Origin of the sequence: Streptomyces sp. NBC_01717 (genome assembly GCF_036248255.1) — a bacterium.
Classification (GTDB): Bacteria; Actinomycetota; Actinomycetes; order Streptomycetales; family Streptomycetaceae; genus Streptomyces.
The window spans coordinates 5441283-5466651 of sequence record NZ_CP109178.1 but is presented as its reverse complement, the minus strand read 5'-3'; the positions used below and the strand labels follow the sequence as shown (position 1 = coordinate 5466651).

Sequence of the window (25369 nt, the reverse complement as noted above, 5' to 3'; positions counted from 1 at the left end):
GCATCGTGTAACACGCGGCGACGGCCTGGAGACAGCACCTTGAGCGATCCGTACGAGACAACCGAGCAGCACCTCGAGCGACTCCTGCGACGCGCACTCAACTCTTTCGACCTGCCCGACTGCACGGTCGAGAGACTCGGCACGGCGCTGGCCCACAGCAGCTCCCTGCACTCCTCGCACCACAGTTCCGTACTGCACCGCGAGACCTACCGGCATACCTATCTGCTGGCCGACGGCTCGGCCCTGACCCTGTGGGAGTTGGTCCACGGGGGCGCCAGGGACGCGACGGACCCCCGGTCGCGGGCGCGCCCCGGCCCCCAGCACCACGAGTTGTACGACGACGAGGCCGACGCCCATGTCGCCGCCGCCCGGCTGGCCGGCAGCTTCTCCGACATGCCGGCGTTCGGCGACGACGCCCCGCAGGCGGACCTGGAGATACACACGGTTCTGATGGCCGCGCCGCCGGCGCCGCTGCCCCGGATGTACGCGCCGGACAACTCCGCGGACCACGCCCGCCGCGTGCTGCGCCGCGCGGAGAACGGCGACGTGCCGGGCGAGGAGACCGCGCGTCTGCTGCGGGCCGCCTTCGCCCACCACATCACCCAGATCTTCGGACGGCAGTGCCGGGTCGACGGGCGGGACGCCGGTTTCACCCTGTACGAACACGCCTTCCTGCTTCTCGACGGCAGCGAGACGAGCCTGTGGGAGGTCGAGCACACGGCGACGCCGGACGGCCGCCACATGTGCGAGGTGTACGGGGACGAGCAGGCGGCGCGCGAGGCGATGGAGAGCCGCACGCGCATCTGCTGACGGGTGACGGCGCCCACCCGCCGCAGCAAGCACAGGGGCTACGCCTCACGCAAGGGTGCCCGCACCCCCCGAGAGGTGCGGGCACCGAGCAGGCAGCCAGGCACGCGGCCGGCCGGCAGACGCACTCAGCGCGTCAGTGCGGCCTCCTTGACCACCTCGCCCGGCGTGGCATCGGCGTCCTGGACGCCCTCGCCCTCGCCGCCCTCCACGTGCTGGCGCGGTCGCGCCGGCAGCGCGAACATCACCAGGAAGATCAACGCGAGCACCCCGGCCACCCACCACAGCGAGTGCTGGAACGCCTCGACGAACGCCGGGCCCATCGCCTGCGGCGCCAGCCTGTCGCTGATCGACCCGAAGAAGACGACCGAGACGAGTCCGAGCCCCAGCGCGTTGCCCATCTGCTGCACGGTGTTGATCAGCCCGGACGCCGATCCGGAGTGCTCCTTCGGCACCTCGGACAGCACCGCGTCCGTCAGCGGGGCCACGATCAGCCCCATACCGAGCCCCATGACGACCAGCGGCAGAGCCATCTGCCAGGGGGCGATTCCCATGCCGTACCGGTCGGACTCCCAGATGTAGAGCAGCAGTCCGGCGACCATCAGCAGCGCGCCCGCCTGGAGGACCTTGCGGCCGAACCGGGGCACCAGCTTCTGTACGGAGATCCCGGCGGCGAACGAGACGGCGATCGAGAACGGGATACCGGTCGTGCCCGCCCGCAGCTCGCTCCAACCGAGACCCATCTGCATGTACAGCGTCCAGACCAGGAAGAAGATGCCGAGGCCGATCCCGAAGGTCAGCTGCACGGCGATGCCCGCCGCGAAGCTCTTGACCCGGAACAGCGAGAGCTCGACGAGCGGCGAACCGTCCTTGCGCGCCTTCGCCCGCTCGAACAGCACCATGGCCGCGAACACCAGGACACTGCCGATCATCGACATGTACCCCCACAGCGGCCAGCCCAGCTCGCGGCCGCGGGTCAGCGGGTAGAGCAGCATCAGCAGTCCCAGCGTCACCAGCGCGACACCGACCAGGTCGAGGCGGAGCGCCTTCGGGGCCTTGGACTCAGTGATGAACTTCCGGCCCAGGACCAGTCCGGCGATGCCGACCGGCAGGTTGATCAGGAAGATCGGCCGCCACTCCAGGCCCGCGATGTTCCACTCGGTGAGCAGCGCGCCCAGCAGCGGTCCCGAGACCGCGCCGAGGCCGACGATCGCGCCGAAGAGACCGAAGACCTTGCCGCGCTCGTGCGCCGGGAACGTGGCGTGCACGATCGACAGCACCTGCGGGACCATCAGCGCGGCGGTGCCGCCCTGCAGGATGCGGGAGGCGACCAGCATCTCCGGGTTCGCGGCGAAGCCGCAGAGCGCGGAGGCCAGCGTGAAGCCCCCGATACCGATGAGGAAGAGCCGCTTGCGGCCGTAGATGTCGCCGAGCCGGCCGCCCGTGATCAGACCGGCCGCGAAGGCCAGGGCGTATCCGGCAGTGATCCACTGGATCGAGCTGAACGAGGCACCTGTGTCGCGCTTGATGCTCGGTATGGCGATGTTGACGATCGTGACGTCGACCAGGTCCATGAAAGCCGCGGTCATCACGATGGCGAGCGCGAACCACCGGCGCCGGTCCGACGGGTCCGAGGACACCGTGGGACCGGCCGCCGTGGACGGCAGCGATACGGAAGAAGTCATCTGAAGAAGTTAAACGCCCATTAGGTCAGGTCATGACCCAATGGACCGGCACCCTGGATCCATGACCGATACCCCGGCACGACTGCTGAATCTGCTGTCGCTCCTCCAGACGCCGCGCGAGTGGCCGGGCAGCGAGCTCGCCGAGCGGCTCGACGTCAGCCCGCGCACCATCCGCCGCGACATCGACCGGCTCCGCGACCTCGGCTATCCGGTCGAGGCGTCGCGAGGCTCGGTCGGCGGCTACCGGCTGGTCGCGGGCGCCGCCATGCCGCCGCTGCTCCTGGACGACGAGGAGGCGGTGGCGATCGCGGTGGGGCTGCGGGCCGGGGCCGGGCATGCCATCGAGGGGGTCGACGAGGCATCCGTACGGGCCCTGGCGAAGCTGGAACAGGTGCTGCCGTCCCGGCTGCGGCACCGGGTCTCGACCCTGCAGAACGCAACCATGCCGCTGACCCGCGGTGACGGTTCGACCATCGATCCGCACACGCTGACGGTGATGGCGGCGGCGGTCACCGGCCGGGAGCGGCTGCGGTTCGCGTACCGGGCGGGGGACGGCGCCGAGACGAAACGGGAGGCAGAGCCCTACCGGCTGGTGAGCACGGGGTGGCGGTGGTACCTCGTCGCGTACGACCTGGGGCGCGAGGCATGGCGTACGTTCCGCGTCGACCGGGTGAGCGAGCCGTTCGCCACGGGGGCCCGCTTCACCCCGCGCGAGCTGCCCACGGGCGACGCCGCGGCCTTCCTCACGGACTCCATCCGGCGCCGGCAGCCGGAGCTGGCGGTCGAGGTGAGCTTCGCGGCCCCGGCGGAATTCGTGTCCCCGCGGCTGCCCCCGGCGTTCGGTCCGCTGGAACCGACCGGCGAGCACAGCTGCCGGCTCCGTACGGTCATGGCGGACTCGATGGAATGGGTGGCGCTCCGACTGGCGCTGGTCGACTGCGAGTTCACCGCGCACCAGCCGGCGCAACTGGTGGAGTTCCTGAGCGACCTGGGCGCCCGGCTGACGCGTGCGGCCGCACTCTCCGCACCGTGACGGCAAAGAAATGAGCCCCGGCGCCAGGGGGGGTGGGCGCCGGGACTCAGCTCATGGGGTCCGCACGAAGCGGCTCATATCGGAGGCTACTGGACTCGGGCTCACGCCGCAGCGTCAAAACCCGTGTCGTGGGCCATTCGCTTCAGTTCGAGCAGTGCGTGCTTCTCGATCTGCCGGATCCGCTCGCGCGTCAGACCGTGCTGCTTGCCGACCTCGGTGAGGGTCCGCTCACGGCCGTCCTCGATGCCGTACCGCATACGGATGATCGACGCGGTGCGGTTGTCGAGCTTGCCGATCAGGTCCTCCAGCTCCTCGCTGCGCAGCAGCGTCATCACGGACTGCTCGGGCGACACCGCGGAGGTGTCCTCCAGCAGATCGCCGAACTGGGTCTCGCCCTCGTCGTCCACGGACATGTTGAGGCTGACGGGGTCGCGGGCCCAGTCCAGGACGTCGCCGACGCGCGTGGGCGTGGAGTCCAGCTCGGCGGCTATCTCCGCGTGGTCGGGCTCGCGCCCGTGCTCACGGTTGAACTCGCGCTGGACACGGCGGATCCGGCCGAGCTCCTCCACCAGGTGGACAGGGAGCCGGATCGTACGGGACTGGTCGGCTATGGAACGGGTGATGGCCTGACGGATCCACCACGTCGCATACGTGGAGAACTTGAAGCCCTTGGCGTAGTCGAACTTCTCGACCGCGCGCACCAGGCCCGCGTTCCCCTCCTGGATCAGGTCGAGCAGGGGCAGCCCGGCCCGCGGATAGCGGCGGGCGACAGCAACCACGAGTCGAAGGTTGGAACGGATGAATATGTCCTTGGCGCGCTCGCCCTCGGCGACCAGCGCCTCCAGCTCCTCACGCGTCGCTCCACCGGCTTTGCTCTCCACCCCACCGTCGAGAACCTGCCGGGCGAATACGCCCGCCTCGACGGCCTGGGACAGCTCGACCTCCTTGGCGGCGTCGAGCAGCGGCGTGCGCGCGATCTCGTCCAGGTACATGCCGACCAGGTCGCGGTCGGCGATTTCCCCGCCTACGGCGCGAACACTGCTTGCCCGGCTGCTCCCACCAGTGGTGGACGAACGACGGGCGACGGCACGGGTTGCCATGCGTGCTCCCTTGCTGAGTAGGTCGCGACACCCTTTCGGGTGCCCTGCATCCTTTGGAAACAACGACTGGAATCCGGACAGAATTCCCCTGCCTCGCATTCATTTTCGCGATCATGCAGTACCCTGTCGCGCCGAGGGGGGAGGGTTCATGCCGGAAACGCCGGGACTCCGTACAGAGGTACAGGTCAGGCCAGGCGTCGCGGGCGATTTGGCGGCCCTCACCGACGTCTACAACCATTACGTTCGTGAGACTGCGCTCACATTCGACACCGTCCCCTTCACACCCGAACAGCGGATGCCGTGGCTGCTCTCTCACCCTGAAGACGGTCCGCACCGTCTTCTGGTTGCTCAGGATGTCCGCATTGTCGGCCCCGCATCGGTCCTGGGCTACGCGACCAGCAGTGCCTTCCGCCCCAAAGCGGCGTACGCCACGTCGGTGGAGGTGAGCGTGTACTGCACGCCACAGGCCGCCGGCCAGGGCATCGGCACGCTCCTGTACGAGTCGCTCTTCGAGGCCCTCGCAGACGAGGATCTCCATCGCGCGTACGCGGGCATCGCCCTGCCCAACGACGCCTCGGTGCGGTTGCACAAGCGTTTCGGCTTCCGCCATGTCGGTACGTACGCCGAGGTGGGCCGGAAGTTCGGCAGGTACTGGGACGTGGCCTGGTACGAGAGGCCTCTGGGCCCGAAGACCTAGGCCCCGGCGGGGTCGCGGCGTAGGTCCGCAGCCCGTTACGGGCGACGGTCCCCGCGCCTAGCGTGTTCCGGCATGACCGACACGACAGGCAGGACAGACCTCACAGGCACACCGGGCACGGCACCGGTCGACCCCACCGGCACGCTCGACGAGGCGCTGGAGCGGCTGCACGCCGCAGGTCCCGAGCGGAACGGCTGGCTGAGCAACCACGGCCCGATGGCCGTCGAGGCGCTCGTACGGCACGGTCAGGCACCGGCCGTCCACCGTTGGCTCGACCACTACAGCCACAAGCTGGAGGACATGCCGACCCCCGCGGCCCGGGTCACCGCGAAGAACTGGCACGAGGCCCTGGGCGACCCGCGCAGGATCGCCGACTGGACGATGTACTTCGAGCAGGAGACTGCCGAGCGCCCCTGGCAGGACGTCCTCACCGAGTGGTGGCCGCGGCTGCTGCCGGGCATCGCCGCGGGCGCCACCCACCCTGTGATCCGGGTGGGCCACGCCGTACGCACCCTGCTCGACGGGGAAGCGAACGCGCCCCGGATCGCCGAGCTCGCACACGGCCTCGGCTACTGGGCCGCCCGCCATCAGCCACTGCCCGCGCTGCAGCCACCGGCCTCGCCCGTGCCCGCGCCGAGCGCCGCGGCCGCGCTGGACTCCGTACCGCCGGTGGCCGACCAGAGCGGCGGGATCCGCGACCGGCTGGCACAGCTCACCGCGTTCCCACTGTGGCCGCAGCAGTTCGCGGACGACCCGGACGTGGCGCGCGCCCGGCTGGCGGAGCTGGTCAGGGCCGCAACCCACCGCTACGCCACCCACGGCCATGGCGAACCGATCATGCTGGTGCACGCCGCGACCGCCCCCAACGCCGTGCTGCGTACGCTGCCCGCTCTCCCCCGTGACCTGTGGCACCGGAGCCTGGCCGCGGCCTGGGCCGCGAGCGCCGCGGTCACCGCCGCGTACAGCCCGGCCGACCCCGTCCCCGGCACCGCATCGCCGTCGCCAGCTTCCGCGGACGAGATCTTCGCGCGGGCGGCGGCGCACGGCGACGACCACACGATCAAGTTCACCGACACCGCACTGGACGTCGGGGACTCGACGGCCCTGGCCGCCGCGCTCCGCTCGATCGAGCTGAACCCGCCGGCCCTCTGACCACTCAGCCGAACTGCACCGACCGCTTCGCGAGCCCCATCCAGAACCCGTCGATGACGCTGCGCCCCTGGTCGAGCTCGCCCTCCGAGGCGCCGAGCGTCACGAAGAGCGGCGCGAAGTGCTCGATACGCGGATGGGCCAGCCGGCCGGCCGGGGACTTGTTCTCGAAGTCGAGCAGCGCGTCGATGTCCTGTGCCTGCAGCGCCCGGTGTCCCCAGTCGTCGAACTCCACGGACCAGCCGGGGTTGCCGCCACCCGTGTGCCGCAGTGCGGCGAGGTTGTGGGTGAAGAAGCCGCTGCCGACGATCAGTACGCCCTCGTCGCGCAGCGGCGCGAGCTTGCGCCCGATGTCCATCAGCTTCTGCGGGTCCAGCGTGGGCAAGGAGATCTGGAGTACGGGGATGTCGGCGCCCGGGAACATCTCCACCAGCGGGACGTATGCCCCGTGGTCGAGCCCGCGGTCCGGGATGTCCTGGACCGGTGTGCCGGCGCCGCGCAGCAGTTTGCGTACGTCCTCCGCCAGCTGCGGGGCGCCCGGGGCCGCGTACCGCACCTGGTAGTAGTGCTCGGGGAAGCCCCAGAAGTCGTAGACGAGCGGGACGGTCTCGGTCGCGCCCAGGGCGAGCGGGGCCTCCTCCCAGTGGGCGGAGACCATGAGGATCGCGGCGGGACAGGGCAGGTCGGCGGACCATGCGGCCAGCTGGCCGGGCCACACCGGGTCGTCGGCCAGCGGCGGCGCACCGTGGGAGAGATAGAGGGCGGGCATCCGCCCCGCGGTGACAGTCATGGCACTCCCCATCCACTGCTACTGAAGACAGATCATCTACGGGGCCCTCGAAGTTCCGAAGCTCCGAAGCTGCAGTTTCTTGAAGCTTCAAGTTCCCAGCTACGGAGACCTTAGCCTTATCTAGTTCAACTTTCAAGAAAAGGTCGTACAGTGGAGTACATGACCATGGCATCCACCGGCGGACCCCGCTGGCTCTCCGACGAAGAGCAGAGCGTCTGGCGCGCCTATCTCCAGGCCACCACGCTCCTGGAGGACCATCTCGACCGCCAGTTGCAGCGCGACGCCGGCATGCCGCACATCTACTACGGACTGCTCGTCCAGCTCTCCCAGGCGCCCCGGCGTCAGATGCGGATGACCCAGCTGGCCAAGGACGTCAAGATCACCCGCTCCCGGCTCTCGCACGCCATCGCCCGGCTGGAACGCAACGGCTGGGTGCGTCGGGAGGACTGCCCTTCCGACAAGCGCGGACAGAACGCGGTCCTCACCGACGAGGGTTACGAGATGCTCCACCGGTCCGCGCCGGGTCATGTGCGTGCCGTACGCCAGGCGATGTTCGACCGGCTCACCCCCGAGCAGGTGCGCTCGTTCGGCGAGATCATGCAGGTCATCGCCACCGGACTGGAGCCGGACGGCACGGGCGCGGACCTGCCCTGGCTGCGCTAGCCGGGTGTTCTGCCGACGCACCGCGCACCGACGCGGGTCTGCCCCGGCTCCGCCGAGCGGAACCGGGGCAGACCCCTGTTCACGTCACTTCATGTGACTCCACGCCGCGCCCTCGTCAGTGCGCGACGACCGGGACCTTGAACTCGTCCTCGACCCCGTCGGCATCCCCCGAGCCGGAGCCCGAGTTCACCGCGGTCGCCGAAGGACGTCCGGCGTTGATGAACGTCACCGCGATCGCGGACGCCACCACCAGGATGCCGACCGCCCACCAGATGGCTCCGGTGAAGCCGTGCACCATCGCCTGGAGCTTCAGCAGCTTCGGGTCCGTGGCGGCCAGTGCGGCGTGCGAGGTGGCGTACGCCGTGGCGGCCGAGGCGGCGATCGTGTTCAGCAGCGCCGTACCGATCGCGCCGCCCACCTGCTGCGAGGTGTTGACCATCGCGGACGCCACACCCGAGTCCCGCGGCTCGACCCCGTGCGTGGCCAGCGACATGGCCGGCATGAACGCCGTACCCATGCCCAGACCCAGCAGGAGCTGCGCCGGCAGGATGAGCGCCGGGTAGGAGGAACCGATCTCCAGCTGCGTCAGCAGCAGCATGCCGACGGCGGCGGCCAGGAAGCCCGGACCCATCAGCTTGCGGGCCGCGACCCGCGTCATCAGCCGGGCGCCGATCTGCGTCGAACCGGTGATCATGCCCGCGATCATCGGGAGGAAGGCGAACCCCGTCCGGATCGGCGAGTACCCCCTCACGACCTGCAGGTAGTACGTCAGGAAGAGGAACAGCCCGAACATCGCGATGATGGCCAGCCCCAGCGAGAGGTAGACACCGCCGCGGTTGCGGTCCATCACGACGCGCAGCGGCAGCAGCGGCGACTTGACCCGGGCCTCGGTCAGGACGAACGACAGGAGCAGCACACCGGCCGCGACGAACGTGCCGATGGTCAGCGGGTCCGACCAGCCGCTGGACTCGGCGCGGGTGAATCCGTACACCAGCGAGACCAGACCCAGCGCGGAGAGCACCACGCCCGGGATGTCGAGCGACGAGCGGTTACGGCTGCCGACCGGCTCGCGGATCACGAAGTACGCACCCGCGGCCGCGATGACGGCGAACGGGATGTTGACGAAGAACGTCCAGCGCCAGTTCAGCGTCTGGGTGAGGAAGCCGCCGAGGATCAGGCCGACGGCGCCACCGCCACCGGCGATCGCACCGTAGATACCGAACGCCTTGGCACGCTCCTTGGCATCGGTGAACATCACGGCGAGCAGCGAGAGCGCGGCCGGGGCGAGCAGGGCACCGAAGACACCCTGGAGCGCGCGCGAGCCGAACAGCATGCCCTGGTTCTGGGCCGCGCCACCGAGCGCGGAGGCCAGCGCGAAGCCGATCAGGCCGACGACGAAGGTGCGCTTACGGCCCCACAGGTCGGCGATCCGGCCGCCGAAGAGCAGCAGTCCGCCGAAGGCGAGGGCGTAGGCCGTGATGACCCACTGCTTGTTGGCATCGGTGATGCCCAGGGCCGTCTGTGCGTGCGGCAGCGCGATATTCACGATCGTGGCGTCGAGCACGACCATCAGCTGCGCAAGTGCGATGAAAGCCAGCGCTTTCCAGCGGCTGGGGTCAGGGAGTCGTGGATCAGCTGTTTTCGACATGGGAGTAGCCACCTAAGGACGCGCGTGGACGCGAAGGGTCGTGAACCGTGACCGTGAACGCAGAACGTCCCGGCCTGTGAACGGTGAGGGTGAAAAGTGCGAAGGGAGAGAGCTGGAAGAAGTGGGAGTGGACGTGAGGTCGGTCGTGAGATGGGGGTGGTGAGGGCGCGTCGGACACGCAGCCGGACGGCGTCTGCTTCAGCAGCCCGGCGCGGGCCTCATGGCCGGCGCCGCAGATCCTCCAAGGTTGCCGCCGTACCGGGCAGTTCGGACCGGGCCGGAGCCTCCAGGCCGTCCAGGAACAGCTGGATATGACGGTGGGTGAACCGGTCGATGTCCAGACACGCGGTGCCTGGCAACGGCCGGGTGAGCTGGGAGAGGCCGACCAGTACGTCACCGACGGCGATGTCGGTACGCAGGCGCCCCGCGGACATGGCGCGCGCCACGAGCCCTTCGACGGCCTCTTCGAGGCGGCGACGCTCGGCGAGCAGTTCGGGATGGTCCTTGTCGAAGCCGCCGGACAGCATCGGGCAGAGCGCCCCGACGCGTTCGTCGGCCGCCGCGTGGACGAAGCGGCTGAGCGCAGCGAAGGGGTCGGCCTCCTCGGCCGCCGCCTCGTCCGCACGGTCGGTGGTGCGGGAGGTGACCGAGAGAACGACCTCATGGGTCAGCGCGGCCCGGTCGGGGAAGTTCCGGTAGAGCGTGGCGTTGCCGACGCCTGCGCGGCGGGCGACCTCGTCGAGCGGCACGTCCGGCCCGAACTCGACGAACATCTCGCGCGCCGCCGCCACGATCCGCTCCCGGTTGCGCAGCGCGTCCGCCCGCGGGCGGGGCGTGCGGCGCGGCGCCGTCCCGGTGTCGATGTCGATGTCGGCGGCGATGCGAGTGACGGTCTCCACGACGGCAGCCCTTCCCTTCCGGCTCTTTGCTGCTCCTGCTGGCCCTTGCGGCGACCCGGATGCGTACAACCGGGGAGCGCCTCCCCGTTTCGCGGGGACACGAGTTCAAACGGGGAATCGATCCCCGGTTATTTCCCCTGCCCGATGTGACCTGAGTCACATTTGTCGAACGGAGAATCCACCGATCGGCGCACCCAACGCGCGGCCACGCACCGCCCGCCAGAGGGTGATCAGCAGAGCGCAGCCAGGGCCCGTCGGCTGCCGCGGACCCCGGAAGGCGACTCTATGCAGCAGCCCCGCCGCCGGATACCCAGCCGCCGCCGCACCCTCGCACTCGCCGGGGCAACCACTCTGGTCATCGCCGCCACAGCCTCGGCCAGCAGCACGCTCTCGCTCTCCGGCCACGCCTCCGCGGGACCTGTGGCCACCGCTGACGAGGCAGGGCTCGGACCGTGCCGGATATCCGCGACGATGGGCGTGCAGATGTCGGAGGGCATGCCGACCCCGGCCGGCTACTCCCGGTCCACCGGCGAGGTGCACGCGCTCAACCTGATGATCGACTTCCCGGACGCACCGGGACTCGGGTCGGCGATGGACCGGCTCGCCGAATTCTTCCCGCAGACCACCGCCTGGTTCCGGACCAGTTCGTACGGCCGGCTCGTCTACCGGCCCGAAGCCCCCGTGAAGAGCTGGCTGCGGATGCCGCTGCCGTTCTCGGCGTACGGGATAGAGCGCGGCTCACCGTACGAGCCGGGCTACCGCCGTCTGGTCCAGGACATCGTGGCCGTAGCCGACCAGAAGGTGGACTTCAGGGAGTACGACCTGGTCAATGTCCTGGTCACACCGAACGCCGGACCCTCCGCACTGGACACCGTTCTGTCCGTGACCTTTTCAGGCAATGCCGACGCCCCGCTCGCGGACGGCGTCCCGCTCGCCAACACGTCCTTCATCTACAGCCGACAGGACGACGGCTCCGGGTCGTACGCGCAGACCGGCTACCGCGTCCTGCCGCACGAGAACAGCCATGTCTTCGGCCTGCCCGACCTCTACACCATGGAGGGCGGCGGCTCGGTCGGGCACTGGGACATCATGTCCGAGGACTGGGGGGCCAACAACGATCTGCTCGGCTGGCACAAGTGGAAGCTCGGCTGGCTCGACAGCAACCAGATCAGCTGCGCCTCCAAACCCGGCACCACGGACCGCATCCTCGGGCCGCTGGCCACCCGGGGCGGTCTGAAGCTGGCCTTCGTGCCACTCAGCGCGGAGTCGGGCTACGCGGTGGAGGTACGGACCCAGGCGGGCAACGACAGGGCGGTCTGCAGGCCCGGCGTACTCATCTACAAGGTGCGCTCCGACGTGGACACCGGCCTGGGGCCGGTGTCCGTCGCGGACAGCACCAAGGGCAGCAGAGGCTGCACACGGTCTCCCAATGTGCAGGCCGAGCTGTCGGACGCCCCGTTCCAGCCCGGCCAGACGTTCACGGACGCCGCCGACGGGATACGCATATCGGTGGTCGACAAGGACTCCAAGGGCAACTACCGGGTCCGCATCACCCGCTCCTGATCACACCCCTCCCCTGCTACCCGCTCTTCGTTCCCCTCCCCCGCACCTCGTCGTCGACCGGCCCGCGCAGCTCACGCTTGAGGATCTTCCCGGTCGGGTTCCGCGGAAGCGGTTCCTCGCGTACGAGGACATGGGCCGGGACCTTGAACGCGGCCAGGGTGCGCCCGACGTGCGCCCGCAACTCGTCGGCCGTGACGGTGGCGCCGGGCCGAAGCCGGACGACTGCGGCGACCTCCTCGCCGAGGACCGGGTGCGCCACGCCCAGCACCGCCGCGTCCTCGACGTCCGGGTGATCGTGGAGCACGGCCTCGACCTCCACGCAGTACACGTTCTCACCGCCGCGGATCACCATGTCCTTGAGCCGGTCCACGACGTCGACCCGCCCGTCACGCACCAGCGCAAGATCGCCGGTCCGGAACCATCCGTCCGTGAACGCCTCGGCCGTCGCCGCCTCGTCGTTCCAGTAGCCGCGGACCAGTGACTGGCCGCGCAGCCACAGCTCGCCGACCTCGCCCTCGGGCAGTGCCTCACCCGCCGGACCGGCGATCCGCACCTCGGTGGTGGGGGTCGGCCGGCCGACGCTGCCCGGGTGCAACCGGTAGTCGGCGCCGAAGTTCGCCAGGACGCCGCCACAGGTCTCGGTCAGGCCGTAGCCGTTGCGCGGCTCGATCCGCTCGCCGTAGCGGGCGGTGAGCTGCGCCACCAGGTCGGGCGGAGCGGCCGCCCCGCCGGTGTTCAGCATCTGGAGGCTCGCCAGCTCGTCGCCCGCCCGCTCTGCGGCGGCGAGCAGCTGGAGGGCGGTGGCCGGGACGCCGGCGTAGTGCGTGACGCCGTGCTCCCGGATCAGCCGCAGCGCCTCCTCGTCGTTCCACTTCCGCATGAGCACGAGCGCACCGCCCGCCGCCATCGCCGCGTAGAAGGAGGTGAACGCGGCGACATGGAAGAACGGAAAGGTCATCAGGGTGACCGGTGCGGGCCCCTGCCCCGGAATGATCCCGCGGCGGAGAGCGGAAGCGGTCGCGTGGTACCGCGGGTTGAGTGCGGCGCCCACCTGGGCCAGGTGGGTGGCGACGGCGCCCTTGGGCTGCCCGGTGGTGCCCGAGGTGTAGATGATCGTCGCATCGTCCTCGGGGCGGATCTCGACCTCGGGCGGTGCGGCGAGCGGGTCGGGCGCGGGCAGGTCCTCGTATCGCTCGGCCCCCTGCGGAACCTCGCCGTCCCAGTGGTGGAAGACGACCACGCGCGCCTCGGTCTTCTCCGCCCACGCGGAGACACGCGGCAGCCGCTCCCCGTCCACCAGCAGCACCCTGGGTCCGCAGTCGTCGAGCGCGTACGTGAACTCGTCCTCGGTCCACCAGGCGTTGAGCGGCACGGCGACGAGACCGGCCAGCTGCGCGGCCCAGAAGGCGATCTGCCACTCGGGGTGGTTACGCATCGCGACGACGGCCCGGTCGCCGGGGCGGAGCCCGTACACCTCGGTCAGCCGGCACGCCAGCGCGGACGCGGCGGCGAAGAACTCCGCGTACGAGTAGCTGCGTTCGGCGGCGATCAGGAACGGCTGCTCCCCGAAGGCCCAGGTGGTCTCCACGAATTCGCGGAGGGTTCTGGGACCGTCCGCGTACACGAGCGCCCCGGCCTGCGGGCCGTCCTGCAACCGCACGACGGCGAACGGGGCTCCGGGTCCGGTCAGCGCCGCCTCGACGCGGTCGGCGGCGGACAGGTCACCGGCGTCGGGGGCCGGGTCGGCGGGGATCGGGTCGGTATGCGGCACGAACGACCCCTCTAAGCGCTTGCTCAGTACTTTCGTGACGCTATGCCCGCCCCCATGCCCCGTCAAGACACCCCGCTCGCCACCCGGTGCGTGCCCCCGTCGGCACCTTCACCGAACGCACCGCCCGCCTGCCTCCATCACCCCTGCGCCCCATCCGCTACCCTGTCCTGGACTGCCGTCAGCGGCAGATCCTCGCCTTCGTAGCTCAGGGGATAGAGCACCGCTCTCCTAAAGCGGGTGTCGCAGGTTCGAATCCTGCCGGGGGCACCAGGCAAAAGGCCCCGGACCGATCATGGTCCGGGGCCTTTGACATCAGTTTTTGACATCAACGAGGGCGGTCACTCAGGGCCGGGGCGCCTTTTGAGCAGCCGGTCCATGTGGCTGATGGCCTCGCGCTGCGTGTCGTGGACGACGTGCGTGTAGACGTCCATGGTGATGCTGATCTGGCTGTGCCCGAGGATCGCCATCACGACACGGGGCGCGACCCCGGCCGCGGTGAGGAGCGTCGCGCAGCCGTGCCGGGCATCGTGCAGCCGGACGACGCGGAGGCCGGCGGAGTCGGCGACGCGGGTGAAGGAGCGGTACACGTTGCGCGGCTCGACCGGGCGACCGGTGCGGGTGGTGAAGACGTGGCCGTTCTCCTCCCAGGACTCCCCCGCACGCTGCTTCGCGGCCGCCTGGCGCATCCGATGCCAGCGCAGCGGCGGGATGCACATCGCCGGGAGCGGCAGGGCACGATGGCGGCGGTTCTTGGTCTCGTCGTCGTAGAGGACTCCGCGCCGTCGCTGGGTCTGCTGCCGGACGTAGATCACGCGGTTGTCCAGGTCGATATCGGTCCAGCGGAGACCGACGATCTCGCCCCGGCGAAGGCCCATGGCGATGGCGAGCACGAAGGCCGCGTACAGCGGGTCCTTACGGGCGGCGGCGAGGAAGTCCAGGGTCTCGTCGAGTGTCCAGGGGCTCAGCTCCCGGGACTTGGCACGCGGCGGTTCGACGAGGGCGGCCACGTTACGGGTCACCAGTTCCTCGCGGCAGGCGGCGCTGAGAGCCGTGCGCAGCACGCGGTGAGACTCTTTGGCGGTGGCCGCGGTCGTCTTGTTCTCCAGCTGGACGATGAAGCGCCGGACATCGGCGACGCCGAGGGATTCCAGCCGCTTCGAGCCCAGCACCGGCACGAGGTAGAGCCGCACGTGAGCTTCGTACTTGTCGTACGTGCTCAGTTTGCGCCGGGGCTTGACGATGTTGTCCAGCCAGTACGGCAGCCACTCCGAGAGCCGGGCCGAGCGAGTCGGCACGGGCACGCCCTGGTCGACCTTGTCGAGCAGTTCGCGGCGCTTGGTGTCGCACTCGGCCCAGGTCTTGCCGTAGGCGAACTTGCGGGCACGGGTGCCGTCCGGCTGAAGGACGTAGACGGCAGCCTGATAGCGGCCGTCCTTGCGCTTGGTGATCGTGCCCGCGCCGTTGGGGTTGCGCTTGCGCTGGGCGGCCATCAGGCAGCCTCCTCGATCTCGTGGGTGATGAAGTCCCGTACGGCGTCTGCGGGTACGCGCCGGGACCGGCCGATGGTGATCGAGGTCAGTCGGCGCGAACGGATCAGGTCGTAGACCGTGGAGCGTCCGAGCTTGAGCCGCGCCATGACCTCGGGCACGGTCAGCAGTTCGGCGGTGGCGGTGGTCATGCTGCGGCTCCTTCCAGGGCGAGCTGGTCTTGCAGGGCTTCGCGGGCGGTTTCGCGGTTGAGCTGGATGTCGCGGGCGATGGAGGCGGCGAGAGCGGATTCCCCGGGGGTGTGGCCGTGACCGGCGTACTCCCAGGAGGCGAGGACGAGCACGGTGTCCGGGTCGCCGAGGGCGTCTTGCTCCTGGACGGCGCGGTAGTCGGCGCGGATCTGGCGGAGTGCGCCGAGGGTGGTGGAGTAGCGGCGGGATTTGGTGGAGAAGTGGCCGCGGAAGCCGAGCATGTGGGCCCAGGCCCCGAGTTTGCGGTCTGGGTAGAGCGGGGCGAGGTCGAGGCAGGCCTCGATGAGTCGTCGCGGGTGGTCGGGCACGTCCAGGAGGTCGAGCACTTCCCGGTTCCCGATGCGTCGGTCGAGGCTGCCGGTCGACTCGGCGGCTTTGGTGGCGTACTTCGCCACGTAGGACGCCACCGCCTGCTCGGTGATGTCGGAGCCGTCGCCGAAGGCATGGATGGCGCGGATGTCGAGCTGTTGGCCCCACTGGAATGGCCGGCAGGGCTGGTCTCCTGCTGCGGGCACGGTGATCGAGGTGTACGAGTGGGCGACCGCGGCTCGGATCGCGTCGGTAAGCAGATCGGCCGAAGCCCAGGACGGAGGCGGCGAATCGGGACCGTCGGGTCCGTCGAGGCGGATCACGGCGTGGAAGTGAATCGCGCCACGCTTCTGGAACTCGGCGACCTTGCCGTACGAGACCCGCAGCACGTCTTTCAGCTCGCGCTGTGAGAGTCCGGCGCGGGCAGCGAGTTCGCGGCGGAGCCGGGTGGTGAAACGCTGCCAGAGCTGCCCGGCGTGGTTGTTGAACAGGACCGTGCCCGCGTAGTCGTAGGTCGTCGGGTCGAGGGCGGTGCCGAGGGCGGGATCGTCCTCAGAGTGGCGGGTGCCGCAGCGGCAGACGCCACGGTCGGGCCGGTTGTGCACCGGTCCGAACGAGGGCGCAGTGAAGGTGGCGAAAACACGGGGGTGATCCCGGACTTGGGCGGGGATGTCCTTGGTCTCGTCTCCGGCGAGCCCGGCGCGGATGAGGTGGTAGGTGTCTCCGGCGTAGGTGTAGGCGCAGGAAGGACAGCGGGAGGCGCGGCGGTTGCCGCAGGCTACGCGGAGTCGTCCATCGGGCTCGGTGTCGGTGGAGTAGCGGCGCAGGGTCTGTCCGGTGGTCTTGTCCTTCGCGAGGGTCCAGCCGGTGAGGTGGATCGGGTCAGAGCAGCCCCCGGTGCGGTGCACCTGGTCTTTCCAGCGGTCGAAGCCGGGGGACCCGGCCACCCGGAGGATGTCCTCCAAGATGGTCGGGTCCAGGCCCGCCAGAGTGGCGGTGTCGCTCACGCACTCACCTCGACGGGTGTCGGGGCGGGGCGACGGGCCGGGCGGGTGCCGGTGCCGTGGCAGGCGGGGCAGCGAACGGTGATCGTGCGGAGGTTTCCGTGGCGGTCTCGGCCGCCGAGGGTGACGCGGACGGCGGGGAAGCCGTCACAGTTCGAGCAGACCCGTGCAGGGTCCGTGAAGCGGTCGGTCATGATGGCTGTTCCTTCCGGTTGAGAGATCGGACGGAGACGGCTCCCGGGCGGCGGATGCTTGGCGGTATCGAGGCCGCCCGGGGGCCGGTCAGTGGCGCTTCGTCCCGGAGGCGATCAGCGAGCGAGCGACAAGCGCGCACACGGCGACGGAGGCCGCGGTAATGGCGACCGCGAGGAGCATCGAGACCAGGACGGCGCCGACGACAAGGACCACGGCGGTACCGCCCCCGACGAGGGCGACCAGGGCGCCGGGTGTGATCTGGACGGTGGGTCGAGCGGGTGCCGCCGGGGCGACGGAGGCCGGGGTGTGCTGGACAACGGTGGTCGGCTCGACGACGGGCGGGGCGACGATGCCGGTCGGGGTCGGCATGGTGGGGATCTTCGGACTGAACATGAGCGATCTCCTTCTGCGGTGGGCTACTTGATGGCGGTGTCGATGACCGGCGCGAGCAGGCTGTCCGCGAGGAGGAAGCCGCCGAGGAGGAGCACGGCGACGAGCCACCAGGGCGGGCGGATGAGCTTGATCCCGAGGGCGCCGACGACAATCAGGGCGAGCCAGAGCGGGACGTCCATGGCAGTGGTCTCCGATCAGTGGGTGATGCGGCAGCGGTGGGTGCGGGCGGCGAGCTGAGCGGCCGACTGGCTGGAGTAGTCGGCGGACCAGCCGCAGCGGTCGGAGGTGCAGACGGCGGCGTGCTTGGTGCGGCCGTGCCGGTCGCGGTGGGTGCCGATCTGCACGGGGCCGATCCGCATCACTGAGTGGAAGTGGTTTTGTGCGGCCATGGCGGCGGTCTCCTCTCCGGTCAGGCGAGTTGGGCGGCGATCGCCTCGGCCATTGGGGCGGGGACTCCGAGGCGGGCGCGCAGGGTGTCGGTGTCGATCGGGACGCCGGTACGGGTGCGGTGGTCGTCGGCGACCTTGCGGGCGTGGTCGACCAGAGCGGCCGGGACCGGCACGTCTGACGCCGAGGCGGAAGTGGACTCGGCGACGGGCAGGGCCGGTGAAGGCTCCGGCAGCTCGACGAGTACGGGCTCCGGTGCCGGAGCCGGTTTGGCCGGCACACGCTCGACCGACTCGGGTTCCGGTGCGGAGTCGTGGTCGCCGACGGCCGGTGAGTGGGCGAGGAGAGTTCCGCCCAGGAAGGCGAGCGCGGGCCAACCGGCGATACCGAAGCGGAGCCAGGCGGGCGGGTGGGCCAGGTCGAGGAACCCGGCGGTGGCGACGTTGGCGCCGAGCGAGGCGACGAGGGCGATCAGGAACCAGCACCAGGCCAGCCGAGAGGGACCGTCATTGCGCAGTCGACGCCAGGCGGCGACCAGGAGCAGATCGACGCTGACTGGGTAGGCCCATGCCTTCCATCCGGTCTGTCCGGCAGCGGCGGCGAGGTCGTGCAGGTGAGCGAAGGACAAGGCCCCGGCGATCACGGCTTGCACCAGGACGGCGTCGATGCGGGGAGAGCGGGTCATGTCTTCACCTCCTTTGCGGGGCGTTTTGGGCATGGCGGGGGTAGGGGCGTGGCGCGAGACGGTCGCGCCGACCGGGGTGCGGGGTCGGTCAGACGGAGGCTGGTGCCTCGGCCTGGGCCGGGATCTTGACCAGCGAGACCGCAGCGGGCAGCTCGGGCCGGAAGGCGGCGAGGCCGGGCACGGCCGGGGTGCGGTGGGCGTGCCGGTTGCAGGCGTTGACGGCCTGGCGCATCGAGGTGTGCGGGGTGCGGATACGGGCCCAGCCGCCGGACGAGTCTCCGGTGACGGCGAGGCCGGGCGTCTCGGTCGGGATGCTGATCGCGGCCAGGACAGCGTCCGGGGCGATGTCGCCGAAGGCCATGTTGGCGGAGGTCTCGTCGTTGACGCGGTGTGCGGTGCGTCCGGTGAGCTGGGCGCGCAGCATAGTGATGCCCTTGCCAAGTTCGGAGCCGAAGCGCTGCCCGCAGATCTCCAGATAGATGCCGGCGGCGCGGCCGAGCTGGGCCAGGCGGGCGAGCGCGGTGATGATCCGGTCCCGGCGCTTCTCCTCGTCCTTGGTGGCGAATAGGGCGAGTTCGGCGACCTCGTCGACCAGGAGGACGATCGGGGTCGGGCGCAGGTGGTCGGGCAGGTCCCAGATGTCGGCGGCTATCTCCGCGTCCGGGACGTCGGCGGTGATGCGCTGTTCAGCACGGATCAATTGGTAGACGCCTTCCATGTGGGAGACGAGCGCGTCGAGGAGTTCGGCGGCGGTGTCGGGGTTGTCCGCCAACGCGGAGAACCGGCGGGCCAGCGGGAACAGCTCCACACCCTGCTTGCAGTCGATGCCCACCAAGGCAACGTCCTGCGAGGCGAGTTCAGCTACCAGGTTGCGCTGGTAGACCGACTTGCCCGACTTCGTGGCGCCGAGCGTCAGAGCGTGCGGAGTGGTGCGGTAGTCGCGGTAGTGCACGGCGCCGTCCTCGCGCAGAGCGACCGGAACACGCATCGGAGCAGTGGACACCCTTGCGGGCATCTGCACACGCTTGAGGATGTCGTAACCGGTCATCCGCAACTCGACGACACCCGAGCGGATCTCCCGCGAGGTGACGCCGTACATCGCGAACGAGTGCCGCAATCGGTCGCAGGACGCGGCCACGTCGAACGCGTCCTGACCAGGGCGGAGCCCCAGCCGTAAGACCAGGCCGGTCCGAGTCGGCCGAACCCGCAGGATGCGCGGCGCACGAGACTCGGGAGCGGGCCGGTTGGCCATCCGGGCGACGGCGATCCGCCACCGGGACGGAGGAACGGTCAGCCCGCAGGCGTCCATGACCGACCCGTAGCGAATCAGAACGCGCAGCGTGGCCAGGGCGACGCCGAAAGTCAGCCAGTACCAGGCGGGGCGCCGCCACCGCAGGAGACCCGCGGTGACGACAACCAGGACCAGCAGGACGGTCAGCCACGACATGATCAGGCCGCCTTGGGCTTCGTGGCACCGGCTGTCAGCGAGGTGACGGCGACGGCGCGAAAGGCGATGCCATGGCGACCATCTCGCTCCCACGGCCGGGCGATCAGGCCGGTGAGTGCTACCGGGGTGCCCATCGCCAGGTCGCCGGAGATGCCGGTTTCCGGGACGGTCACGGGCAGGAGCTCCACGGTGTCGTTGGCCGCGAACATCACGCTCACGGTCATCAGCGTGCCCCCGGTCTCGGTGTCGGTGGCGACCTCACCGGTGCGGCGGTCCTTGATCTTCGGCTGCGGAGACTGGGCCACCATCACGGATGCGGCGGAGGTGTCGACGGGAATCTGACGCACAGAGATCACTCCTCTAGAAGTGCTGAACTCCATCACTCATGTATATGAGTGACATGAAGAAGAGTGCATGACTCCTGTACATGAGTCAACCCGCCGAGGCGAAGAAGTCCCGGCGGGTTGAGGGCAGTTGAGCGGGCGTCAGTCGGACGCGGGGATGCGGTACTCGAAAACGAACTGGTCAGCGGCCATGAGGGTGTCGCAGACCTCCACCACACGCCCGGCGTCGGTGATCGCGTCGCGGAGGAGGTGAACGACAGGTGCGCCGGAGCTCAGCGCCAGTTCGGATGCCTCGGCCTTGGCGGCCGGGCGCGCTTGCAGCGTCTCGACGAACTCGGCGAAGGTGTGGCCGTCGTCCTCCAGGCGGGCATAGATACCGCCAGGACCGGGGTTCTCGGCGAACAATTCGGGGATGTCCTTGACCACATCCCACGGCAGGTACGAGGTGGCCGTCTCCACCGGCACGCCATTACGGAAGTAGAGGCGCCGCCGGGCGAGGACCTGAGTGCCGGCCGGAACATCGAGACGCTTGGCGATGTCTTCGGGGGCCTCCATGGGGCCGATGTAGAGGACGCTCACCTTGGCCGTGGCACCGGACTGCGCCGACTCGGCGAGATACGCGGCCTTGCCGCCCCGACGATGCGAGGCCCGGAAGCGGTCCGAGGAACGCAGCCGGACAGGCGGTCGGTCCTTCACCATCGAGCCCTTGCCGTGGCGGGTGTCCACCAAGCCGCTGGCCCGGACCTCCACCATTGCTTTGCGGATCGTCCCGCCGGAGACGCCGTAGCGCTCGACCAGCTCGGATTCGCTCGGCACCATGTCACCAGGCTTGAGGACACTAGCCCGGATCTGCTGAATGATCTCGTCGGCGATCTGAACGTATCGAGGTACGGCCCTGCCACCTCCTACCGCTGTTCCCATAGTCCTTCTCACTCTCCTATGCTCCTGTATATGAGTAACAGCGCCCGCGAGACCCAGTCAACGCCACTGCACTCCGTGTCGGTAGCGGGAGCAGTGGTGCGCGAGGACGGGCGACTGCTGGCGATCCGCCGAGCGGACAACGGGACTTGGGAGCTTCCGGGCGGAGTCCTCGAACTTACCGAGGCCCCCGAGGATGGCGTGGCCCGAGAGGTCTGGGAAGAAACTGGCATCCGGGTCGAGGTCGACGAGCTCACAGGGGTCTACAAGAACACGACGCGCGGCATCGTCGCCCTGGTGTTCCGCTGCAAGCCGTCAGGTGGCACCGAGCGAACCTCCGCGGAATCGACGGCAGTTGACTGGCTCACTTCGGAAGAGGTCACCGAGCGGATGGCGGAGGTCTACGCGATCCGGCTGCTCGATGCACTGGACGGGGCAGGACCACATGTCAGGAGCCACGATGGCCACCGACTAACGACGGCGCGGTGACCGTACAGCCGCACCGAACGATGCCCACGAGCAGAAAAGTCAGTGGCTTCGGCGCTTACCTCGCTGGGACGCTCGGGGCGTGAACGACTTCAATGCGCTTCCGCCGCCCAACCGTGAAGAAGTATCGGCTCGCTGGAAGTCGCTGATCTTTGGCCACCTGAGCCGCGAGGCTGCCCATGCCTGGACCGTTCCCTGGGTGGAAGGCCCCGGTAATACCGACTACCCGGATCCCTTGGTCCTGACAGCCCTGCAGTACCTGCACGGTTTTGACCTGAGTGTCGACCCGCAGCACCCCGGGCTCGCGAGACATGGACAGGGCATCGCCTGGTGCCGCTCGATCAAGGACATCAGCGATGAGTTCAGCCGATGGCAGGCGAACTGCGCCGTCTACGATTCCGACCCTCAGCTCTGGCGACAGTCCATGTTGAAGCGGGCTCGGTCTTTTATCGAGGCCGAGAGGGCCAGTAGCCGCCAGAATGGCGAATGATCACTCCCGGTGAGCTAGCGCGGTAAGAGTTTCCCTACTTCATCAAGGCTCCTCGCTCCGCTCGTCGCGCGCTCCCCGGCTCACCGCCGGGGCCCTGCGCTCCTGTCTCCGCCCCGCTCTGGGCCCCGGCTACGCCGGTCGCGCAACTAGAGCGAGAGAGCCTGACCGAAGGGAACCGCAAGGCATAGGACATGCCTCCGGCGGGGCGCTCAGACTCCGGGATGGGTCGGGGCGCCGTTCGCGAGTGCCGGCCGGATCGTGGTGAGCGTTGTGGGCTCCCATCCCGACCGTCTTCGACCCAGGCAAAGCCGAGCAGTCGCGGCCCAGGGCGTCAAGGTCGTTCGTACAGTGGCGCGCTCCACCTTGACGCCCTGAACCACGCCCGCTCCACGATGTGTGGGCCGAAGGCGGACGGGATGGGAGCTGGGGAGAGTCGTGGGCTGAGGTGATGGGGACAAGCCCGAGGTCTAAGCTCCCGGCCAGGGGCGAAGGGGGAGGATGCTCGTGGACCAGCAATGGCCGGAGGGATCGAACGCCGATCCTGATGCGGCAAGAGCGCGCTACAACGCAGACATGCAGGTATCACGGGGCGCGATGCGGGATCTGTTTCGTGTGGAACTGCCCATTGCCCACATGGGCTTGGCGATCACGATCATCGCAAGCGTCTTCGTGGGAGTGGTCTGGTCGCCGAGGACGGGCGTGATCATCGCTGGTGCCTTTGCCGCGCTGTTCGTCGTCGCCCTGGCTGTAGCACTCCTGGCCGGTAGCCGAGGGCGGGACGCCGTACGCGCCGCATACAAGTTCACCTTTGGTTGGGCAGATTGGATCACGCCCTAGGGTCTGTTGCGAAAGCGGATCTTGATCGTTGAAGATCATGCTCGCCACGAGATACGACAAGCTCGCCTTCCGATACGAGGCGACCGTGCTGGTCGCAGTCCTCAACGAGTGGCTGTGACCGGCAGCCGAGTCGTCGCTCACCAATACCGGGTGGCGATCAACTCCTCTACGTCCGCATCCGCGAAGCCGTAGGCCGACGCAACAAACCAGAAGTCCTCAGCGATCTCCTCGCGCGCTACCGTCTCGATCTCACTCCCGGCCGCCTCGAACTCCGCCTCCAGCAGGTTGAACTCCTCCGTTGCGGCCTGTGTGAGCACATACAGGGCCGCCAGATCCGACGGCTGCTCAGCCTCAATCCGCTCGCACAGCCGAAGCAGAATCGCCCTGCCCTTGTCGACGACGTGATCGGGGAAGTACGTGTCCGCGTACAGCGGCTGCAGAAACGCACGCCCCGCTACCTGCTCGTTCGTGATCGACATAGCGCCCCAACCCCGTAGAAGAACTGACGCGCCGATCATGCACCAGACCACTGACAAAGCGACGCCGCCCATGTGTGCCTAGATGGGTCGCGACCAGCACTTTCGCAACAGGCCCTAGCGTCGTGCCCCATCCGTGCCCGATAGACCGGGGAACCACGGAGAACAGCGGTGTCCTACAGGCAATGCCCATGACGACGGCCCCCGACTGTATTTCCTAGTCAGGGGCCGTTCATCTGCGGTGGGTGTGGGATTTGAACCCACGGTGACATCGCTGCCACGACGGTTTTCAAGTTTGTTGACAGCCTTGCCTCGCCGTTGAGACTCCGCTGACCTCATGCGGAAAGACGCGCCACGCGCCACCAGGCCCATTGGGCTGGGTGATCGCGAGGTGCGCGCGACGAGGGAGGGGTCAGTCCGCGGCCATCAGCACGCCTCCCTCATCGTCACGCCAGCCGATGCTCACCGCCCCGTCGCCAATGTCACGTACGTCGAGTCCCCTGCTCTCGTCCGGAACGGTCATGGCCGGCAGCCGCAGGGTGTGGAGCAGACGCCCGGTGCCCGAGTCGAGGACGAGCAGATCGGCGCGGATCCGGCGACCCGTGTCCTTCCCCGTGAGGAACGGCTGGCGTACGACGTACACCCGGCCGTCGGCGATCTCGGGGAACCCGTACTCCTGGCCGGTCGGCGCCCGCAGCTGCCAAGCAAGGTGTCCGTCCCGGGTGCCGTAGGCGCGCAGGAGAGTGTCGTGGTCCTCCTCGGATCGGTCACCGGGGTCGATGGCCGACATTACGATGCCGCCTCCCGCGGCGACCGCGTCCCACGCATCCGCGGCAGTGAGAGCGCGCACAGTGGCCCCTTGGCGGTTCGCGTCGAGCAGCTGAATGGCCGGCGGGTGGTCCGGATCGGGGATGACCAGCGTGTGCTCGCCTCCCCTGACCATCAGCCTGGGGGCCGCGGTGTGCTGCTGCCACAGAACCTTGCCCGTGCGGTTGTCGATGCCGAGCAGGAGGTTGTACATGCCCCTGTTGGGGCTCGTCACGTTGCAGACCAAAGGGACGACGCTCAGGTGGCCCGGCAGGGCGTACGCAGTGATCACGAGTCCGTCGGGGCAGGATTTGGGCGTCTTCGCAGTCCACAGACTCCGGCCGTCGCGCTCGGCGAAGGCACGCACGGCACCGGGGGCCTCGGTGAGAGCTTGGCCGCCGGCGAGCGCCGTGGTCCGATAGCCCTTGGCATGCTGGATGTCTACGTGCCACAGCGGCTTGCCCGTGCGCAGATCGACGCCGACGAACCTCCCGTCGCCGAAGGCGGCCACCACGGTGCGTTCCGACACGTCGAACGTATCCACACCGGTCTCCGAGTCTGGGCGCTCGTAGCGCCAGTACTCCTTGCCGGTCCGCACGTTCACCGCAGTCACGCCGGAGAGCGAACCTGTCTGCCGTACGTACAGTCCGTGGACCAAGGCTTCATCGAATGCCGAAATCCGACGTACGACGCGTTCAGGCGCGACCGGGGCCCCGGCGCCGAACGCGGCGGGAAAGGGGCCGTGGGCTCCAGTGACCACGTCCCGTGGCTGGTGCCTGTGCACCCACAAGTGGCTCATCGCGAGGAGGAGCAGCGCGATGAGCAGACCCCACACCTGACCGCGGGCCAGCGCCCGCACTTCCGCAACGTTCGGAACAGGCTTGCCCGGTCCCCCCGACAGCCCCACTCCTGGTTCTCCCAGCAAATTCATCCGTCGCGCCACAACAGCCCCCGGCCCTGCCCCTGATCACCGTGACCCGATGGCTGAGGGATTCTCACCTTCCGCAGAAGGGCAGCACAAGGGCTGCGGTGTGGTTGCCGTGGCTCG

Annotated in this window: 28 protein-coding genes and 1 tRNA gene; 10 read left to right on the top strand and 19 right to left on the bottom strand. The window is 69.2% G+C overall.

Translation table 11 applies throughout. The features are described 5' to 3' along the window. The first annotated feature begins 39 nt into the window (after positions 1-39). The gene (locus OHB49_RS24810; RefSeq protein WP_329163126.1) at positions 40-810 is read left to right on the top strand and encodes a DUF6227 family protein; all 771 of its coding nucleotides are present in this window, start codon (positions 40-42) and stop codon (positions 808-810) included. 125 nt (positions 811-935) lie between these two features. Here OHB49_RS24810 and OHB49_RS24805 read toward each other — a convergent pair whose 3' ends face one another. Beyond that, a complete protein-coding gene (locus tag OHB49_RS24805) occupies positions 936-2492 on the bottom strand; it encodes an MFS transporter (protein ID WP_329163124.1) in 1557 nt (518 codons plus the stop codon). A gap of 61 nt (positions 2493-2553) precedes the next feature. On the opposite strand from OHB49_RS24805, the gene OHB49_RS24800 reads away from it, so the two are divergent. Continuing rightward, positions 2554-3525 (top strand): helix-turn-helix transcriptional regulator, encoded by a 972-nt coding sequence (locus tag OHB49_RS24800; RefSeq protein WP_329163122.1) that lies wholly within the window; start codon positions 2554-2556, stop codon positions 3523-3525. A 101-nt stretch (positions 3526-3626) separates the two neighbouring features. On the opposite strand, the gene OHB49_RS24795 is transcribed toward OHB49_RS24800, so the two are convergent. Further along, positions 3627-4625, bottom strand: a complete 999-nt coding sequence (locus tag OHB49_RS24795) for a sigma-70 family RNA polymerase sigma factor (RefSeq protein ID WP_030976720.1) — start codon at positions 4623-4625, stop codon at positions 3627-3629. A gap of 148 nt (positions 4626-4773) precedes the next feature. On the opposite strand from OHB49_RS24795, the gene OHB49_RS24790 reads away from it, so the two are divergent. Next, the gene (locus OHB49_RS24790; protein ID WP_030976719.1) at positions 4774-5322 is read left to right on the top strand and encodes a GNAT family N-acetyltransferase; all 549 of its coding nucleotides are present in this window, start codon (positions 4774-4776) and stop codon (positions 5320-5322) included. A 72-nt stretch (positions 5323-5394) separates the two neighbouring features. Beyond that, positions 5395-6474 carry a questin oxidase family protein gene (locus OHB49_RS24785; RefSeq protein ID WP_329163117.1) on the top strand — a complete coding sequence of 360 codons (1080 nt, stop codon included), beginning with the start codon at positions 5395-5397 and terminating at the stop codon, positions 6472-6474. A gap of 4 nt (positions 6475-6478) precedes the next feature. On the opposite strand, the gene OHB49_RS24780 is transcribed toward OHB49_RS24785, so the two are convergent. After that, positions 6479-7261 carry a dioxygenase family protein gene (locus OHB49_RS24780; protein ID WP_329163115.1) on the bottom strand — a complete coding sequence of 261 codons (783 nt, stop codon included), beginning with the start codon at positions 7259-7261 and terminating at the stop codon, positions 6479-6481. A gap of 150 nt (positions 7262-7411) precedes the next feature. Here OHB49_RS24780 and OHB49_RS24775 point away from each other — a divergent pair, with 150 nt between their 5' ends. After that, on the top strand, positions 7412-7924 hold the full coding sequence (locus OHB49_RS24775) for a MarR family winged helix-turn-helix transcriptional regulator (RefSeq protein WP_030976715.1): 513 nt from the start codon (positions 7412-7414) through the stop codon (positions 7922-7924). A gap of 115 nt (positions 7925-8039) precedes the next feature. Here the strand turns inward: OHB49_RS24775 and OHB49_RS24770 are convergent, their stop codons facing one another. Next, positions 8040-9572: an MFS transporter gene (locus OHB49_RS24770; RefSeq protein ID WP_329163113.1), complete on the bottom strand. Its 1533-nt coding sequence runs from the start codon at positions 9570-9572 to the stop codon at positions 8040-8042. Between the two features lie 218 nt (positions 9573-9790). Further along, on the bottom strand, positions 9791-10471 hold the full coding sequence (locus OHB49_RS24765) for a TetR/AcrR family transcriptional regulator (protein ID WP_392753237.1): 681 nt from the start codon (positions 10469-10471) through the stop codon (positions 9791-9793). Between the two features lie 285 nt (positions 10472-10756). Between OHB49_RS24765 and OHB49_RS24760 the strand changes: the two genes are divergently transcribed. Continuing rightward, entirely contained in the window at positions 10757-12034 is a 1278-nt protein-coding gene (locus OHB49_RS24760; RefSeq protein ID WP_329163111.1) for a M6 family metalloprotease domain-containing protein, read from the top strand. A 16-nt stretch (positions 12035-12050) separates the two neighbouring features. On the opposite strand, the gene OHB49_RS24755 is transcribed toward OHB49_RS24760, so the two are convergent. After that, positions 12051-13805, bottom strand: a complete 1755-nt coding sequence (locus tag OHB49_RS24755; protein ID WP_329163109.1) for a class I adenylate-forming enzyme family protein — start codon at positions 13803-13805, stop codon at positions 12051-12053. A 194-nt stretch (positions 13806-13999) separates the two neighbouring features. On the opposite strand from OHB49_RS24755, the gene OHB49_RS24750 reads away from it, so the two are divergent. Next, a tRNA-Arg gene (locus OHB49_RS24750) sits at positions 14000-14075 on the top strand. A 68-nt stretch (positions 14076-14143) separates the two neighbouring features. On the opposite strand, the gene OHB49_RS24745 is transcribed toward OHB49_RS24750, so the two are convergent. The 11 genes from OHB49_RS24745 to OHB49_RS24695 form a co-directional block, all read right to left on the bottom strand. Then, a complete protein-coding gene (locus OHB49_RS24745) occupies positions 14144-15295 on the bottom strand; it encodes a tyrosine-type recombinase/integrase (RefSeq protein WP_329163107.1) in 1152 nt (383 codons plus the stop codon). Further along, the gene (locus OHB49_RS24740) at positions 15295-15483 is read right to left on the bottom strand and encodes a helix-turn-helix domain-containing protein (RefSeq protein WP_329163105.1); all 189 of its coding nucleotides are present in this window, start codon (positions 15481-15483) and stop codon (positions 15295-15297) included. The genes OHB49_RS24745 and OHB49_RS24740 overlap by 1 nt, the downstream gene beginning before the upstream one ends. Beyond that, on the bottom strand, positions 15480-16859 hold the full coding sequence (repSA, locus tag OHB49_RS24735; protein WP_329163103.1) for a replication initiator protein RepSA: 1380 nt from the start codon (positions 16857-16859) through the stop codon (positions 15480-15482). Before repSA ends, OHB49_RS24740 begins: the two co-directional genes overlap by 4 nt. Next, the gene (locus OHB49_RS24730) at positions 16856-17050 is read right to left on the bottom strand and encodes a hypothetical protein (protein WP_329163102.1); all 195 of its coding nucleotides are present in this window, start codon (positions 17048-17050) and stop codon (positions 16856-16858) included. Before OHB49_RS24730 ends, repSA begins: the two co-directional genes overlap by 4 nt. Before the next feature lie 88 nt (positions 17051-17138). After that, positions 17139-17444, bottom strand: a complete 306-nt coding sequence (locus OHB49_RS24725) for a SpdD-like protein (RefSeq protein ID WP_329163100.1) — start codon at positions 17442-17444, stop codon at positions 17139-17141. A 23-nt stretch (positions 17445-17467) separates the two neighbouring features. After that, positions 17468-17623 carry a hypothetical protein gene (locus tag OHB49_RS24720; protein WP_329163099.1) on the bottom strand — a complete coding sequence of 52 codons (156 nt, stop codon included), beginning with the start codon at positions 17621-17623 and terminating at the stop codon, positions 17468-17470. Between the two features lie 15 nt (positions 17624-17638). Further along, a complete protein-coding gene (locus OHB49_RS24715) occupies positions 17639-17833 on the bottom strand; it encodes a mobile element transfer protein (protein WP_329163098.1) in 195 nt (64 codons plus the stop codon). A gap of 20 nt (positions 17834-17853) precedes the next feature. After that, a complete protein-coding gene (locus OHB49_RS24710; RefSeq protein ID WP_329163096.1) occupies positions 17854-18516 on the bottom strand; it encodes a DUF2637 domain-containing protein in 663 nt (220 codons plus the stop codon). Between the two features lie 88 nt (positions 18517-18604). After that, complete coding sequence (locus OHB49_RS24705) at positions 18605-19963, bottom strand: FtsK/SpoIIIE domain-containing protein (protein WP_329163094.1); 1359 nt, start codon at positions 19961-19963, stop codon at positions 18605-18607. A gap of 2 nt (positions 19964-19965) precedes the next feature. Beyond that, positions 19966-20310, bottom strand: coding sequence for an SCO3933 family regulatory protein (locus tag OHB49_RS24700; RefSeq protein ID WP_329163092.1), 345 nt, complete (start codon positions 20308-20310; stop codon positions 19966-19968). Between the two features lie 138 nt (positions 20311-20448). Continuing rightward, entirely contained in the window at positions 20449-21228 is a 780-nt protein-coding gene (locus OHB49_RS24695) for a GntR family transcriptional regulator (protein ID WP_329163090.1), read from the bottom strand. Positions 21229-21246: 18 nt separating this feature from the next. On the opposite strand from OHB49_RS24695, the gene OHB49_RS24690 reads away from it, so the two are divergent. The 3 genes from OHB49_RS24690 to OHB49_RS24680 all read left to right on the top strand — a co-directional run bounded on the left by OHB49_RS24690 (position 21247) and on the right by OHB49_RS24680 (position 23038). Beyond that, complete coding sequence (locus tag OHB49_RS24690; RefSeq protein WP_329163088.1) at positions 21247-21714, top strand: NUDIX hydrolase; 468 nt, start codon at positions 21247-21249, stop codon at positions 21712-21714. Positions 21715-21793: 79 nt separating this feature from the next. Then, entirely contained in the window at positions 21794-22201 is a 408-nt protein-coding gene (locus tag OHB49_RS24685; RefSeq protein ID WP_329163086.1) for a hypothetical protein, read from the top strand. Between the two features lie 504 nt (positions 22202-22705). Further along, entirely contained in the window at positions 22706-23038 is a 333-nt protein-coding gene (locus OHB49_RS24680; RefSeq protein ID WP_329163084.1) for a hypothetical protein, read from the top strand. Between the two features lie 137 nt (positions 23039-23175). Here the strand turns inward: OHB49_RS24680 and OHB49_RS24675 are convergent, their stop codons facing one another. Both OHB49_RS24675 and OHB49_RS24670 read right to left on the bottom strand, forming a co-directional pair. Then, on the bottom strand, positions 23176-23517 hold the full coding sequence (locus OHB49_RS24675; protein WP_329163081.1) for a DUF5713 family protein: 342 nt from the start codon (positions 23515-23517) through the stop codon (positions 23176-23178). Positions 23518-23926: 409 nt separating this feature from the next. After that, the gene (locus tag OHB49_RS24670; RefSeq protein ID WP_329163080.1) at positions 23927-24979 is read right to left on the bottom strand and encodes an outer membrane protein assembly factor BamB family protein; all 1053 of its coding nucleotides are present in this window, start codon (positions 24977-24979) and stop codon (positions 23927-23929) included. Positions 24980-25369 lie beyond the last annotated feature (390 nt).